This window comes from Curtobacterium sp. MCJR17_020, assembly GCF_003234365.2.
Lineage (GTDB): Bacteria > Actinomycetota > Actinomycetes > Actinomycetales > Microbacteriaceae > Curtobacterium.
Window position 1 is genome coordinate 3,010,477 of sequence record NZ_CP126260.1, and the last position, 14,863, is coordinate 3,025,339.

At 70.7% G+C, this 14,863-nt stretch carries 15 protein-coding genes; 5 read left to right on the plus strand and 10 right to left on the minus strand.

What is annotated here, in order from left to right; all coding sequences use genetic code 11:
* Nucleotides 1-35: 35 nt before the first annotated feature.
* Nucleotides 36-2,090 (minus strand): transglycosylase domain-containing protein, encoded by a 2,055-nt coding sequence (locus tag DEJ14_RS14250; protein WP_258373336.1) that lies wholly within the window; start codon nt 2,088-2,090, stop codon nt 36-38.
* Nucleotides 2,091-2,287: 197 nt separating this feature from the next.
* Between DEJ14_RS14250 and DEJ14_RS14255 the strand changes: the two genes are divergently transcribed.
* Complete coding sequence (locus DEJ14_RS14255) at nt 2,288-2,518, plus strand: hypothetical protein (RefSeq protein ID WP_111086237.1); 231 nt, start codon at nt 2,288-2,290, stop codon at nt 2,516-2,518.
* On the opposite strand, the gene DEJ14_RS14260 is transcribed toward DEJ14_RS14255, so the two are convergent.
* A complete protein-coding gene (locus tag DEJ14_RS14260; RefSeq protein WP_111086236.1) occupies nt 2,515-3,471 on the minus strand; it encodes a phosphotransferase in 957 nt (318 codons plus the stop codon). The two genes, DEJ14_RS14255 and DEJ14_RS14260, sit on opposite strands and share 4 nt — an antisense overlap.
* A 62-nt stretch (nt 3,472-3,533) precedes the next feature.
* On the opposite strand from DEJ14_RS14260, the gene DEJ14_RS14265 reads away from it, so the two are divergent.
* A complete protein-coding gene (locus tag DEJ14_RS14265) occupies nt 3,534-3,773 on the plus strand; it encodes a hypothetical protein (RefSeq protein WP_111086235.1) in 240 nt (79 codons plus the stop codon).
* 4 nt (nt 3,774-3,777) lie between these two features.
* Here the strand turns inward: DEJ14_RS14265 and DEJ14_RS14270 are convergent, their stop codons facing one another.
* Nucleotides 3,778-4,026, minus strand: coding sequence for a hypothetical protein (locus tag DEJ14_RS14270; RefSeq protein WP_111086234.1), 249 nt, complete (start codon nt 4,024-4,026; stop codon nt 3,778-3,780).
* Nucleotides 4,023-4,529 carry a MarR family winged helix-turn-helix transcriptional regulator gene (locus DEJ14_RS14275; protein ID WP_111086233.1) on the minus strand — a complete coding sequence of 169 codons (507 nt, stop codon included), beginning with the start codon at nt 4,527-4,529 and terminating at the stop codon, nt 4,023-4,025. The genes DEJ14_RS14270 and DEJ14_RS14275 overlap by 4 nt, the downstream gene beginning before the upstream one ends.
* A 92-nt stretch (nt 4,530-4,621) precedes the next feature.
* Here DEJ14_RS14275 and DEJ14_RS14280 point away from each other — a divergent pair, with 92 nt between their 5' ends.
* On the plus strand, nt 4,622-5,551 hold the full coding sequence (locus tag DEJ14_RS14280) for an NADP-dependent oxidoreductase (protein WP_111086232.1): 930 nt from the start codon (nt 4,622-4,624) through the stop codon (nt 5,549-5,551).
* A gap of 6 nt (nt 5,552-5,557) precedes the next feature.
* On the opposite strand, the gene DEJ14_RS14285 is transcribed toward DEJ14_RS14280, so the two are convergent.
* The 6 genes from DEJ14_RS14285 to DEJ14_RS14310 all read right to left on the minus strand — a co-directional run bounded on the left by DEJ14_RS14285 (nt 5,558) and on the right by DEJ14_RS14310 (nt 13,051).
* On the minus strand, nt 5,558-6,427 hold the full coding sequence (locus DEJ14_RS14285) for a pentapeptide repeat-containing protein (protein WP_111086231.1): 870 nt from the start codon (nt 6,425-6,427) through the stop codon (nt 5,558-5,560).
* Between the two features lie 202 nt (nt 6,428-6,629).
* The gene (locus DEJ14_RS14290) at nt 6,630-7,835 is read right to left on the minus strand and encodes an acyl-CoA dehydrogenase family protein (RefSeq protein ID WP_111086230.1); all 1,206 of its coding nucleotides are present in this window, start codon (nt 7,833-7,835) and stop codon (nt 6,630-6,632) included.
* On the minus strand, nt 7,832-9,550 hold the full coding sequence (locus DEJ14_RS14295) for a dipeptide ABC transporter ATP-binding protein (RefSeq protein ID WP_220036450.1): 1,719 nt from the start codon (nt 9,548-9,550) through the stop codon (nt 7,832-7,834). The genes DEJ14_RS14290 and DEJ14_RS14295 overlap by 4 nt, the downstream gene beginning before the upstream one ends.
* Nucleotides 9,547-10,455 carry an ABC transporter permease gene (locus DEJ14_RS14300; protein ID WP_146249809.1) on the minus strand — a complete coding sequence of 303 codons (909 nt, stop codon included), beginning with the start codon at nt 10,453-10,455 and terminating at the stop codon, nt 9,547-9,549. Before DEJ14_RS14300 ends, DEJ14_RS14295 begins: the two co-directional genes overlap by 4 nt.
* Nucleotides 10,452-11,390, minus strand: a complete 939-nt coding sequence (locus tag DEJ14_RS14305) for an ABC transporter permease (protein WP_111086228.1) — start codon at nt 11,388-11,390, stop codon at nt 10,452-10,454. Before DEJ14_RS14305 ends, DEJ14_RS14300 begins: the two co-directional genes overlap by 4 nt.
* The gene (locus tag DEJ14_RS14310; RefSeq protein WP_111086227.1) at nt 11,390-13,051 is read right to left on the minus strand and encodes an ABC transporter substrate-binding protein; all 1,662 of its coding nucleotides are present in this window, start codon (nt 13,049-13,051) and stop codon (nt 11,390-11,392) included. The genes DEJ14_RS14305 and DEJ14_RS14310 overlap by 1 nt, the downstream gene beginning before the upstream one ends.
* 174 nt (nt 13,052-13,225) lie before the next feature.
* Here DEJ14_RS14310 and DEJ14_RS14315 point away from each other — a divergent pair, with 174 nt between their 5' ends.
* Both DEJ14_RS14315 and DEJ14_RS14320 read left to right on the plus strand, forming a co-directional pair.
* A complete protein-coding gene (locus DEJ14_RS14315; RefSeq protein WP_111086226.1) occupies nt 13,226-14,596 on the plus strand; it encodes an NtaA/DmoA family FMN-dependent monooxygenase in 1,371 nt (456 codons plus the stop codon).
* 92 nt (nt 14,597-14,688) lie between these two features.
* Nucleotides 14,689-14,844 (plus strand): hypothetical protein, encoded by a 156-nt coding sequence (locus tag DEJ14_RS14320; protein ID WP_181437614.1) that lies wholly within the window; start codon nt 14,689-14,691, stop codon nt 14,842-14,844.
* Nucleotides 14,845-14,863 lie beyond the last annotated feature (19 nt).

Genomic DNA, 14,863 nt, shown 5'->3' on the forward strand with positions numbered 1-14,863 from the left:
ATGGTGCGTCTCGGGCATGTGACCCGCTGCTGTCGTCAGCCCGCCGGCAAGGCGGCGTTCACAGCGGTCTGCGCATCGCGCCAGACCGCTGCGCGGGACCCCGCGTAGGTGCCGCCCTGACCGTTCGAGTAGTACCGCAGGTTGTGCTTCCCGCCGTCGGTGTTGCCCTGCCAGTACGCGGTCACAGCACGCGAGCTCCCGCCGACCAACCACACCTGGTCGGCGGCGTCGGCCGTCCCGGTCTTGCCGAAGAGCGTCGCGCCGTCCGGGGTCTGGCCGCCGCTCGCCGTGCCGCCTCGGAACGCGCCCTGCATGACCTCGAACGCCGTCGCCGCAGTCTGCGGCGAGACGGCCTGCGAGCAGGTGCGCGGCTGCCCGCCGAGCTCCGTGCCGTCCGGTGCGGTCACCTGGTCGATGACGACCGGCGCGCAGTACCGACCACCGTTCGCGACGCCCGCGTACGCCGCCGCCATCGTCAGCGGCGCGATGCTCTCGGTACCGAGCAGCGACGCGGGGTTCCACGGCAGCTCGCCGCCGGCGGCCAGGTGCACACCGAGGCGCTTCGCGACGTCGCGGATGTCGCACAGGTCGAGCTGCGCGGCCATCGACTGGTAGGCGGCGTTCACGGACTGGGCCGTGGCCGAGCGGACCGAGTACGGCCCCTTCTGGCCCGGCGAATCGTTCTTCGGCTGCCAGAAGGCCGTCGTCTGCTCGCCGCACGCCGTCCACGTGCTCTGCGGGTGCGGGGTGCCGTTCACGACCGTGTCCGGGCTGCGGCCGGCCTCGAGCCACGCCAGCAGCGTGAACATCTTGTACGTCGAGCCGGTCTGGAAGCCCGTCGAATCTCCGTCGGCCTGGTCGACCGCGTAGTTCAGCGACGTCGCCGTCGGTGGCGCCTGCTCCGACCGGTCGTAGTCGGTGTTCTGCGCCATCGTGAGCACCCGGCCGGTGCCCGCCTCGACGGTGTTCAGCGTCGCGCCCAGCGCGAGACGAGTCTCGGTCTTCGGGTCGTACCGGTCGAGCAGTTCCTTCTGCTTCGCGTTCAGGTCGAGGTCGAGCGTCGTCTGGATGCGGTACCCACCCGTCCGCCAAGCATCGGCGCGCTGCTGCTTCGTCGCGCCGAGCTGCGGCAGACGTGCGGCGACGCGCTTGGCGTAGTCGCAGAAGAACTCCGCCCCGTTCTCGACGGCCTCGCACCCCTGCTGCGGCGCGGTGATCCGGACGTAGTCGGCCAGCCGCGACAACCGTGCCGTGCGGTACTCGTCGGTCGTCAGGTGCCCCTGCTCGTGCATCGAGCGGAGGATCACGTTCCGCCGCGCAGCGTTGTCGCGGTAGTGGTCCGGCGTGGACAGGTCGCGGCGCTCCGGCCACTGCACGATCGCGATGAGCGATGCCGCCTCGGCCGGGGTCAGGTCGGTGGCGGACTTGCCGTAGTAGTGCTGCGCGGCCGACTGCACGCCGTAGGTCTGGTCGCCGAAGTAGGCGATGTTCAGGTACGCCGTCAGGATCTGCTCCTTGGTGTACTTCTTCGCAAGGCCGATCGCGAGCTTCATCTCGGCGAGCTTCCGCTGGGGCGACCGCTTCGTCGCCTCCTTGTAGCCGGCCCGCTGCTCCTCGAGCGTCGGCAGCTCGCTCGCCCGCTGGATCTTGATGTTGCGCACGAGCTGCATCGTGAGCGTCGAGCCACCCGATCCGCCCTCGCCCTGCGACGCGGCGACGCTCACCAGGGAGCGGACCATCGATGTCGCGTCCACACCACCGGTCTCGTAGAACCGCTTGTCCTCGCCGTCGACCGCAGCGTGCTTCAGCTGGTCGCTGATCTGGTCGAACGACAGCTCCTGCCGGTCCTGCGCCCACACGTTCGCCAGGTGCACCGGTTCGCCACCGCGGTACGCCCAGACCTGGTTGCGCTGCGGCAGGTCCCCGATCTCGATGTGCTCCGGCAGCGACTCGAACACCCCGATCGCCGACGTCGTGCTCACTCCGGCGACCGCGATCATCGGCGTCACGCCGACCCCGACCATCAACCCGGCGAGCACACTGCCGCCCACGAAGCCGAGCGCGGCTCCCCCTGCACGTCTCATCGTCATCGCTCTGGATCCCCCGTGGTGCATCACCGCACCGATCTGGTGCGGTAGTTCGGGAGCGTCCCAGCCGATCTCGGGCGGTCGCCGGGACTTCGCCGCGGAACACCGCCGTGTCCGCTGGGAATGCGCCCGTCGTGACGGGATCGTGACGTCGGCGGGCCGTCGGTCACCCCGGCGGGCTCACTCGGTGGGTTCGGACCATGCACCACATCCGCCCGATCGTCACCCTCGCGATCGTCTTCCTCGGTCTGGGCTTCCTGCTCACCACCGGTGGTTCGGTCTGGACGATCCTCACCCCGGACGGCACCGGCGTGAACTTCGCCGCGGGGTTCATGTACATGGGCGGCATGGCCGTCGGCGTCGTCGGGATCGCACTCGGGATCGCAGCGCTCGTGGCCGTCGCCCGGGCGGCGAAGCGCTTCGGCCGCTAACCGGCGAGCGCCTCGGCAGCAGCACCCCACCCGGTGGGGTCGTCCCCCGGCGGGATGAACAGCATCGTGTTCCAGAGCACCAGGACGTCCCACCACACGAGCTCGTCGGCAGTGAGCGCGCTCACCGAGCGGTAGCCGTCGAGCAGCTGCCGATGGACGGCTTCGGGGACCGGCCCCCATTCGTGGAAGAGCGTCCCGAGCAGGACGGCCGACCGCGCCAGTTCGACGATGCGGTGGTCGCGGCGCAGGTCCTCGAAGTCGATGACGGCGACGACGTCCGCGTCAGCGCACAGGACGTTCGCCGCCCGGTAGTCCCCGTGCACGATCTGGACCGGCAGGTCGTCGGACGGCGCGGCCGTCAGCAACCGTCGCAGCGCCACCCGGGCACGGTCCGGCACGTGCGTCGTCGCACCGTCGAGCCAGTCCTCGACCTGCTGCACGAGCGGGGTCGGCGGCGGGCGTACACCGGCCGCGCGCGCCCGATCGGGGCTGTCGCGCAGGGCGTCGTGGAAGCGGGCGAGCGTCGCACCGGCGGCGCGGACCTCTGCCGGTTCACGGACGTCCAGCAGTGTTCCGTCGATGACGCGCTGGAGCCCCATCGAGACCCCGTCGTCCTCGACCTGCACCCGTCCGTCGGGCGTCGGCACCGGGGCGGAAACGGGCAGGCCGCGCTCCGCGAGCCACGTCGTGAGGTCCGCCGCGAACGCCAAGCGCTCGAACCCCTCCGGTGCGATGGACCACTTCAGGAGCATCCGTCCCTCGGCGGTCGACACCCAGGCGAGCGCGTTGTGGTCACTCATCACGATGCGCTCGCACACGACGACGTGCACGTTCCACCACCGGTCGAGCGTCCGGACGACCCAGTCCTCGGCAGCGGCGACGTCCGTGAACCCGAAGCGGCTCCGCAGCACCTGGGCGGGATCGGCACGTTCCCAGAGCATCTCGAGGGTCATCGCTCCACCCTCGCAGGTCGCGCTACCATCCGGTACCGGTCCACCCACGGAAGCGAGCCGCCATGACCTCCCAGAGCACGAGGGTCCTGCACGTGATGTGCACGGTGTTCCTGTTGGGCGCCTTCCTGTCGGTCGGGATCGGTGGGTGGTCGCTCGCGAACGACACCGGGGGCGGTGCGAACATCGGCGGCGGCATCCTGATGCTGTTCGGTTACCTGCTCGGCCTGATCGGGATCGCGCTCGGGGTCGCCACACTCGTCGTCGACACCGTGTCGCGGCGACGGTCACGCACGCACAGCTGACCCCTCAGCGGCGGCGAGCGCGGAGCCGCTGCACGCCAACCCATCCGGCGACCGCGAAGCACCCGAGCGCGAGGACGTACGAGACGAGCAGGTCGGCCCATGCGCGCGGGTTGATCGATCCGTCGGGCAACCGCTCCTGGAGTTGGAACGACGTCGGGAACAGCCAGTAGGACGTCGCGTAGACGGTCAGCGCCAGTCCGACGACGACCGAGCCGACGATGATCCACCGAGCAGCGCGCGCTCCGACGGTCACGCGGACGCCCCCTTCACGGATCGTCGCGACGCCGACCGCGGTGGGTTCGCTCGCAGGTGTTCGCTGATGCGTCCGAGGATCCGGCCGAGGTCGGTCGCGTCGTCGTCCGTGATCGGTGCGAACAGGAGTCCGTGCACGGTGCCGATGTGGCCGGGGAACACGTCGGCGAGGACCTCGCGCCCCGCGTCGGTGATCGCGACAACGGTGCTGCGTTCGTCGTCCGGCGACGGGGACCTCGTGACGAGCCCGCGCTGTTCGAGCAGTTGCGCCTGGTAGGTCAGCCCGCTGCGGCTGTACACGACACCGTCGGCCAGGTCCGTCATACGCAGGTGCCCGTCCGGAGCATCCCCCAGCCGCGCCAGGAGCTGGAACTGCACGGTGCTCAACCCGCCGACGTCGCGGAGCTGCTTCTCGACCGCGGGGCGCAGGAGCGCACTCACCTCGGTCAGCGCGAAGTAGGCGCCGAGCTGCGTCGGGGTCAGTGCGGTGGGGGCGTCGCTCATGCAGCCATCGTACCTGTTGCTTCGAGTTCGAAGCAGTGCTAGCGTCTCCGACAAGCGCTTCGAATTCGAAGCAACTACGAGAGGGCAGCATCATGAAGGCAGTGCAGTTCCACGAAGTCGGCGGACCCGAGGTCCTCCAGTACGGCGAGGTCGAGCAGCCGACCCCGGCAGCGGGTCAGGTGCGGCTCCGCGTCGCGGCGTCCGCGTACAACGCCGCAGACAACGGCATGCGGGCCGGCTTCCTGCCGATCCCGATCCAGCTGCCGCACGTCCCCGGCTACGACGTCTCCGGCACGGTCGACGCGATCGGCGAGGGGGTGACCGGGTTGACCGTGGGCGACGCGGTCATCGCGTTCCTGCCGATGGACCGCGACGGCGGGGCAGCCGAGTACGTCATCGCCCCGGCGGACGCCGTGGTCGCAGCGCCGACGAGCATCCCACTGGCCGACGCGGCCGCGCTGCCGTCCGTCGCGCTGACCGCCTGGCAGGCCCTGTTCGACGACGGCCGGCTCACCGCCGGACAGCGGCTGCTCGTCGTGGGTGCCGGCGGGGTCGTCGGCAAGTACGCCGTCCAGCTCGCCAAGCGCGCCGGAGCACACGTCATCGCGACCGCCAGCCCCCGCAGTGCTGATGCCGTGCGCGCGGCCGGTGCCGACCAGGTCATCGACCACACCGACGTCGACCTGCTCGACGCCCTCGACGGTCAGGTCGACGTGCTGCTCAACCTGGCGCCGATCGAGCCCGAGCAGTTCGCGGCGGACGTCGCAGCGGTCCGCGACGGCGGGGTCGTCGTGAGCACGACGGCGTTCATGGCCACCCCGGGTGACGAGTCCCGAGGCGTGCGCGCAGCGACCGTGTTCGTCCTGCCGAACCGCGAACGCCTGACGGAGCTCGTCGCGTTGGTCGACGACGGTGCTCTGACGGTCGAGGTCACGCGACGCGTCCCGCTCGCCGAGCTGCCCGCACTGCACGCCGAGGGCGCAGCCGGTCGGATCGCCGGCAAGGTCATCGTCCTGCCCTGACCCGGATCACGGGCGCGACCAGTGCCCTGGACGGTCGAGGTCGTCGGGCAGCACCGAGGACGCATCGCCCTGCGCAGCGTTCACCTGGGGTTGGGTCAAGAACAGCGCGTTCGACAGGTCCGCTCCCCCGAGCCGGGCATCGCGCAGGTCCGCCCCGAGCAGGTCGACACCCGACAGGTCGCATCCCCGCAGGTCCGCGGCGATCAGGACGGCACCTCGGAGATCGGCGCCGACCAGGAAGTGAGATCGCAGGTCGCGGCCGGCCAGGTCAGCCGACGGGTGCAGGTCGCCGGCCGCCTCGCCGGCGGCGGGGTACCCGCCTCGGGCCTCGGCACTGACGTCGATCAGGACGGAACGGACCTCGGACCGGAGCGACTCGACGTCCACCGCGAGGAGGCCCGACAGCTCGCCGTCGAGGATCTGCTGGACACGGTGCCGGAGCGCGGTCGGCACTTCCACCGACCCCAGAGTCGTCGAGTGGGCCACCGCCTCGGCCAGGTACCAGAGCATCTCGTGGAGCTGCCGGGCGACGGCGAAGGCCTGGAACATCTCGGGCTTCGAGTCCGGCCGGTCCACCCAACTCGTGCCGTCGAACAGGACCTGCGAGACGTACTGGCCGGCCCCGAAGCAGTCGAAGGTGGTGCATCCGGTGAAGCCCCGTGGACGGAGGGCTTGGTGGATCGTGCAGGAGAAGTCGTCGGCCAGGTTGCGGCACGGGGTCCCTGCGGCCTTGTCGATCGGGAAGTCGCTGGACCGCTGGAACCCGAAGGCGGTGCAGCAGAGCGCGAAGCAGTCACCGCACGAAGCGCGGAGGGCCGAGCGGTCGGCGGGAGAAGGAGGAGAAGGAGGAGGAAAAGAAGAAGAAGACGATGACATGGACGAACGGTCTCTCTGGAGTGGTCTCGACAGGGCGCCGGGGTGCTGGGGAACTCCGTCGGGAGTCCCCGTTCCGGGCACACGAGACCACCGCCCCTCGTCCGAGGAGCGAACCGGTGCCGCTGGGTGTGCTCTGGGTCACAGAGCGGGAGGACGTGTCACTGTCCGCCAGCGTAGCTCCGCACGATGTCGGCCGGCGTGATCACCCTGTCTCACCCGTGGCCCAGAAGTAGGTCAGCGGGGAGCCGTTGACCAGGTGGTCGCCGATCACCCGTTGCTGGAACACCACCGGGTTGTGCGACGACAGGGTCCGCGCGTTCCGCCAGTGCCGGTCGAGGGAACGGTCACGGTCGGTGGCGCTGGCCCCGCCGACCTCGAAGAGCGTGGTCGCCGCCCGGAGCACGATCTCGACCACCACTCCCTGGAGGGCGATCGTCCGGAGTTCGGCTGCATCGATCAGCGCGTCGGCTCCGTCATCACCGGACTCGATCGCGCCGTGCGCAGCGTCGATGGCCGCGGCGGCGTCCAGGACGAGGGCCTCGGCGGCGATCGCGTCCGATGCGATGCGGCCGACGACGGACTGCACGAGCGGGTCCGTGGCCGCGGTCGCCCCGACTCCGTGCTGGTAGTGCCGGGTCCGTGACCGTACGAACGATGCGGCGTCGCGGGCGGCCGCGGCGCCGACCCCGGCGAGCGACGCCAGCAGCACGGTCTGCAGGAACGCCGGCAGCACGGTTCGCCGCTCCGCACGCTCGGGTCGGAGTTGCCAGAGCTCCACGCGGACGCCGTCGAACCTCGTCGTGCCGCTGCCGGTCAGCCGCTGCCCGAAGCCGTTCCAGTCGTCGCGGACCTCCACACCGGGGTCGTCGACCCGCACGGTGACCCCGACGGTGTGCCCGTCCGGTGTGCGCGCGGAGACGGTCGTCCAGTCGGCGAAGATCGTGCCGGTGCTGTAGTGCTTCTCACCGTGCAGGCGCCAGCCGTCGCCGTCGGGCACGATGTGCGTCGACAGGGATCCGACCGCGGCGGTCGAGCGCTCGTGGCTGGCGTTGCCGAAGACCTCGCCCGCGGCGATACGGGTGAACCACTCGTCGCGGCGGACGACGTCGGGTTCGAGCAGCAGTTCCTCGACGAACGCGAAGTGCGCGCGGAGGAGCTGCGGGATGTTCGAGTCGGCCTCCGCGAGACGGATGAGCAGCGCGAAGAGGTCGGTCGCCGACGCACCCGCACCGCCGGAGGACGTCGGCACCGTCACGGCTGTGAAGCCCGAATCCGCCAGCCACCTGACCGGTTCGTGCGGCAGGGAACGGCTCTGCTCGCGCTCCACCGCCCCGGCCGCGATCCGCTCGAACACCGGCGCGAAGCGCTCCAGCAGAGAGGTGGGGGTGGGCAGTGTCGTGGTGGTCATGATTCCTCCTGGAGGTTCCGGTGGGCGCTGACGCCCGGGATCGCGTCGAGCAGCCCCTGCGTGTACGGGTCGCGCGGCGAGCGGAACACCTGGTCGGCCGTTCCCTCCTCGACGACACGACCGTCGCGCAGCACGAGCACGCGATCGCTGACGTGGTGGATCACACCGAGGTCGTGCGAGATGAAGAGCGCAGCGGTTCCGTACTCCTGTCGGATGTCGGCGAGCAGGTCGAGCACCTGCGCCTGGACGGACACGTCGAGCGCGCTGACGGCCTCGTCGAGGACGAGCACGTCTGGATCGGTGGCCAGCGCGCGGGCGATGGCGACGCGCTGTCGCTGCCCGCCGGACAGCGTCGACGGGTGCCGGCGGGCGATGGACGGGTCGAGTCCGACGCCGGTGAGCAGCTCCTCCGTGCGAGCGGTGTCGGAACGACCGTCCTCGGGTGTTCCACGGGCGGCACGCGCCCCGGTGAGCGCCGAACGGATCAGCTCACCCACGCTGCGGCGCGGGTCGAACGACGACAGGGGGTCCTGCGACACCGTTGCGATCCGCGGTCGATCACCGCGACGAGCACGCTCCGACAGTGCCGACCAGGGCCGTCCCTCCAACGTGACGGAGCCCGAGGACGGCGGGGTCAGCGCGAGGGCGATGGCAGCCGTCGTGGACTTCCCGGAGCCGGACTCCCCCACGATCCCGAGCGTCTCCCCTGCGCGCAGGTCGAACGACACGTCGTCGACCACGGTCCGGACGACCCGGTCGGGGCCGCGGTAGCGCTTGCTGACGTGCGAGACGGAGAGCACCACCGATCCGGCGACGGGCACCGGCCGCGAGGCCGGCCGTGGCGCGAGGGTGGCACGGGGAGCGTCCGACAACCGTGTGCCCGGCGCGTGCGCTGCGGGGATCGCCGAGAGCAGCCGCTTCGTGTACGGGTCCTGCGGGTCGCCGAGGACGGCGCCGACCGGCCCCTGCTCGACGACGACACCGTGCTGCATCACCACGACGTCGTCCGCGAGCCGTTCGACGACGCCGAGGTCGTGGCTGATGAGCACGAGCCCGGTCCCGCCTGCACGGAGCTCGTCGAGGAGCGCGAGGATCTGCGCCTGCACGGTGGTGTCGAGCGCCGTCGTCGGCTCGTCGGCGATGAGCACCGCGGGATCGAGGGCGATCGCCGCGGCGATGAGCGCGCGCTGCCGGAGCCCGCCGGACAGTTCCGACGGCAGCTGCCGCGCACGCAACGACGGCGACGGGATCCCGACGCGCTCGAGCAGCGAGAGCACCTGCCGTTCGCGCTCCGCCCGCGGTCCGACGCCGTGCACCCGGAGCGCGTCGGCGACGGACGCCCCGACCTTCCGGAGCGGATCGAGCGAGACGAGGGCGTCCTGCAGCACGTACCCGGCCTCCTTCCCGCGCACCTTCCGCCACGAGGCGTCGGACAGGTCGCGCAGGTCGCGTCCGCAGAGCGACAGCGTCGAGGCCGTGGTCGTCGACGTCGGACCGTTCAGCCCGAGCAGCGACCGGGCCGTGACGCTCTTGCCGGAGCCGGACTCACCGACGATCGCCACGCAGCGTCCGGCCTCGAGCGTGAAGGAGACGTCCTGCACGACGGTGCGGCCGCCGAAGGCGACGGAGAGACCCCGGACGTCGACGACGGGATCGTCGCCACCACGGAACGGGACGGACGCCGTGGCGGACGTGAGCTGCGATGCGGTGGTCACCGGGGGCCTCCAGGCTGGGTCAGGGTCTGCAGGGCGCGACCGACGGCGGTCAGCGACAGCGCGAGCAGGACGATCACGACGCCCGGCCAGAAGTCGAGCCACCACGCCTGCTGCAGGTAGTTCCGGCCGGCGTTGAGCATCGCGCCCCACTCCGGGGCGGGCGGCTGCACGCCCATGCCGAGGAACCCGAGCGCGGACGCCCAGACGATCGCCTGCCCGATGCCGAGCGTGACGAGCACGGTGAGCGGCCGGAAGGCGTTGGGCAGCAGCGTCCGGAACAGCACGTGCGCCGAGGAGTGCCCGAGCGCGTGTTCGGCCTGCACGTACGCGGCCCCGCGGACCGCGAGCACCTGCCCACGCACCATCCGGGCGTACCCCGGGATCGTCGCGATGCCGACGGCCAGGATCTGTGTCCCGGCGCTCGACCCGAAGACGGCGATCAGGATGAGCGCGAGCAGGATGCCCGGGAACGCGTAGAGCACCTCGATGACACGCGTCACCACGGCGTCGACCGCTCGGCCGCCGAGTCCGCCGAGGACACCGAGGAGGACGGCCCCGGCGAGGCCGAGCGCGGTCGCGCCGACCCCGATCAGGACCGACTGGCCGGCTCCGTGCACGACACGCGAGTAGACGTCCCGGCCGGACTGGTCGGTCCCGAAGACGTGCTGCGCACTGGGTGCGTCGAAGCTCTTGCCCAGGTCGATGGCGAGCGGGTCCTGTGGTGCGAGCAGGGACGGCCAGAGGGCCGCCGTCGCGACGAGCGCGATGAAGGCGGCGGCCACCCAGAACGAGACGCGGCGCAACGGATGGGAGGCTCGACGCACCGTGCGGACACCGGCCTCGGCCGGTGCCGGGTCTGGTTGCAGGGCACGGGGTTCGCTGGGTGCGATCGCTGCGGTGGTCATGCTGCGGCTCCGCTCGTGTGGCGCAGTCTCGGGTCCACCAGGACGTACGCGATGTCGGTCAGGATGTTCGCCACGACGTAGACGAGTGCCACGACGAAGGTGATGCCGATGACGAGCGGCAGGTCCTGCGCGCTCACGGCCGTGACCAGGACCTGCCCGATGCCCTGGCGGGCGAAGACGACCTCGGCGATGACGGCTCCCGAGACCAACGATCCGAGCCCCCAGCCGGACAGCGTGACTCCGGGGAGCGCCGCGTGCCGGAGTACGTACTTCCCGCGGATCGCACGGTCGGACAGACCACGGCTGCGGGCGGAGAGGACGAACGGCTGCTGCTGCTTGTCCTCGAACTCGTCGCGGGTGACCTGCCCGAGGAACCCGGCGAGCGGGATGGCCAGGGTCAGCGCCGGCAGGACGATGCCGAGCACGCCCGACCCGATGACCGGGAACCAGTGCAGCTGGACCGCGAAGACGAGCAGCAGCACGAGGCCGAGCCAGAACTGCGGGAGTCCGGCCGCGACCGTCTCGAGCACCGAGCCGAGGCGTCCGACGATTCCGGGACGTCCGGCAGTGAGGAGCGTCGAGGCGATGGAGAGCAACCATGCGATGACGAGCGCGGACACCGTCAGCGCCAGGGTCGGGCCGATCTGGCCCGCGATGACGGTCGTGACGGACTGCTTCAGTGTGTAGGACTCCCCGAAGTCGAGCCGGAACAGCCCGCCGAGGAAGTCCCCGTACTGCACGATGAGCGGCCGGTCGAAACCGTACTGCTCCGTGACGGCGGCGACGGCTTCCTTCGTGGGGTGAGCAGCGGCACCACCGAGGATCGCGACCGCCGGGTCACCGGGCACCGCGTGTTCGAGGAAGAACACGATGGTGCCGACGGCGAGGAGCAGGACCACCGCCTCGACGAGGCGCCGTGTGACTCGGACGACCATCACTTGCCTCCGTCGATCAAGGAGGCGTCGGAGAGGACGGGCTCGCCCTCACTCGGCTCGATCCACACGCCGCTGACGCGCTCGGAGATCCCGAGGCGGGTCTGGATCGGGTAGAGCGGCAGCGACCAGGCCTTGGACGACAGCAGTGCCTGCGCCTTCGAGTACGCGGTCGCCTGCTTCGCCGGGTCGGTCGTCGCCGTGCCCTCGATGAGCAGCCGGTCGAGTTCGTCGTCGTAGGCGAACGCCGAGTTCTGCCCGTTGTCGACGTCGTAGGTCGCCTTCGAGTACTTGATGTACATGACGTGCGGGGTCGGGCTGTTCCAGTAGTTCCCGAGCAGGTCGTAGGCCTTCGGGTCGCCCCACACGGCGTTCATCGAGGAGGAGTCGAGCGCCTGCAGCACGACCTTGATCCCGACGCGTTTCTCCATCGCCTGGATGTCCTGCAGGATCGTGACGTCCGCCGGTGGGGTCTCGGCGGAGTCCGCGTTGTACGGCAGCTTCACCGTGAGCGTCCGTCCGTCCTTCGTCCGGTAGCCGTCGGCGTCACGGCCGTTCCAGCCGGCGTCGTCGAGGAGTTCCTTCGCCGCTGCCGGGTCGTACGGGAAGGGCTCGTGGTGCGCGGCGTCGTAGTGCGGTGTGCCCGAGGAGACGTTGTTGCCCTCGTACGGGAACACGCCGTTGTAGGCGCTCTCGACGGCCTCCTTCGCGTCCGAGGCGTGCACGAACGCCTTGCGGACGCGGATGTCGCTGAAGACCGCGCTCTGCGTGTTGATGTCCAGGCTGAACGGCGATCCCGAGTGCACGAACGACTGCAGCTCGATCGACGGATCCGACTTCGCCAGACCCTCGCTCTCCGGCGGCACGTTGAAGATGACGTCCGCCTCGCCCGAGCTGAGTGCGCCGTACCGGGTGGTGTTGTCCTTCAGGAACTTCCACGTGATGCCGTCCAGGTACGCGGGACCCTGGTGCTCCGCGTCGTCCGGCGCGCTGTTGTACGTGTCGTTCCGGACCAGTTCGACGTCCCGCTCGTGGTTCCACTTCGTGACCTCGAACGGCCCGGTACCGACCGGCGACTCGCAGTTCGCGGCGAGTCCCCGTGCCATGGCCTTCGGCGACTCCATGCCGAAGAACGCCTGCGACAGCGCGGCGAGGAGCGGGGAGTACGGCCGCTTCAGGGAGACCCGGACGACGTGGTCACTGATCGCGGTGGCCTTGTCGAAGTACCCCGTCAAGTACAGCAGATCGGTCGAGGACTGCGTCGCCGGGTCGAGGATCTGCGTGAAGTTGTCCACCACGGCCTGAGCGTCGAACGGGGTGCCGTCGGTGAACCGCACGCCCTGCTTCAGTGTGAAGTCGTACTGCTTGCCGTCGTCCGAGATCGTCCAACTGGACGCGAGCCACGGCTGCACGCTGCCGTCCTCCTGCAGCGACACGAGCGAGTCCAGGTACTGCCTGGCGATGTACGTCTGCGGCATGTCCCCGGAGTTGTGCGGGTCGAGGCAGGTCGGTTCGCGGTCGGTGGCGTACACGAGCGTGCCGCCGCGGACCGGGCCCTGGTCGCGGCCCGCGCCGGTCGACCCGTCGGCGCAGCCCACGAGCAGCGTCACGACGGCGACCACCGAGGCCGCGACCACGAACGGTCGGAGTGAGAGACGAACCATGGGGAAGGACGGTACGGCCGGGGCCCGTCGGCCGCGAGCGCCGGGCAACACTCCGCAACGGACGGACATCCGGCGTCACACCTGGTCCGCTCTGTGCCGTCGGATGACGTCGCCACGCACGTAGCACTCCGTCACGAACACCGGGGATCCGGCGTCGGTTCCTACGCTCGGGGGATGCCGAAACGCCTGCTGCTCAACGTGTTCGAGATGAACTGCGTCGGCCACATCACCCACGGGTTGTGGCGCCTGCCCGGCAACAACCGGCACCGCTACACGGACATCCGGTACTGGACCGAGCTGGCGCGCACCGCCGAGGCCGGGCAGTTCGACGCGGTGTTCATCGCCGACGTCCTCGGGGCCTACGACGTGTACGGCGGCTCCGCTGCACCGGCGCTGCGCGAGGGGTTGCAGATCCCGAACAACGACCCGATGCTCGTGGTCCCGGCGATGGCGGCCGTGACGGAGCACCTCGGCTTCGGCATCACCTTCTCGACCAGCTACGAGCCCCCGTTCGCGTTCGCGCGACGGATGTCGACGCTCGATCACCTGACGAACGGCCGCGTCGGCTGGAACGTCGTCACGAGCTACCTCCCGAACGCGGCCCGCAACTTCGGCCTGGCGACCGAGATCCCGCACCACACCCGGTACGAGATCGCTGACGAGTACCTCGAGGTGCTGTACCAGCTGTGGGAGGGCTCCTGGGAGGACGGCGCCGTCCTTCGGGACGCCGAACGCGGGATCTACACCGACCCCGCGAAGGTCCACCCGATCGACCACGTCGGTGAGCACTTCCGGGTCGCCGGCCCGCACCTGTCCGAGCCGTCGCCGCAGCGCACCCCGACCCTGTTCCTGGCGACCGGTTCGCCGGCCGGCATCGCCCGCGCGGGCCGGCACGCCGAGGTCGTCTTCACCGGCGGGCACGGCGTCGAGCGCACCGCTGACGCCGTCCGCGCCGCCGCCGAGTCGGCAGGCCGTGACCGTGACGACGTCAAGTTCGTGACGCAGGCCGCCGTGATCACCGCGCCGACGCAGCGCGACGTGGACGACAAGGTCGCCCAGTACCGCGCGTTCCAGAGCGAGGAAGGCCCCCTCATCCACGGGAGCGTGCCCTTCGACGCCCTCGCGCACCCGCGCACCCGCTCCGTCCGGGACGCACTCGATGCCGAAGGGGTGGAGGGCGGCGAGCGGCTGGTCGGCCGCGTTGCCCTGGACCAGACCGTGGGAGAGCTCCTGGACCGGGTGAACGAGGCATGGCACGGCGCCTTCTGGGCTGCCGGTGTCCCCGAGGCCGTCACCGAACAGATCGAAGGCTGGCTGGACGACGACGGGATCGACGGCATCAACCTGCGGCAGTACCACTCGTTCGACACCGTGCGCGACTTCGCGACCCACGTCACCCCACTGCTGCGGGAACGCGGCCGGCTGCCCGAGCGGTACACCGACGGCGAGACGCTTCGCCAGCGCGTTCAGGGCGGCGGGCCGTCACGACTGCCGAGCCGCCACCCTGCGGCACGGCACCGCCGCGGAGTCGACGCCCGAGCCTGATCGCCGAGCGCGTCGGCGTTCCGCCCGTCCGCGGTCCGGACGCGTACGGTACCCATGTGACCAGAACCCATCCGGCAAGACCGCATCGCCTCGTGCTGATCGCCGCCGCCGTCGTGCTGGTGATCGGCATCGTGCTCCTGTTCACGCCGTGGGACGGGCTGATCCCCGTGCTCGCCTGGGTGCTCATCGTGGCGTCCATCGCCCTCGGCGCGATCACCCTGTTCTTCTCGCGCGCACCCCGCAGCTGAGCGCGCCGCCACGCGATCG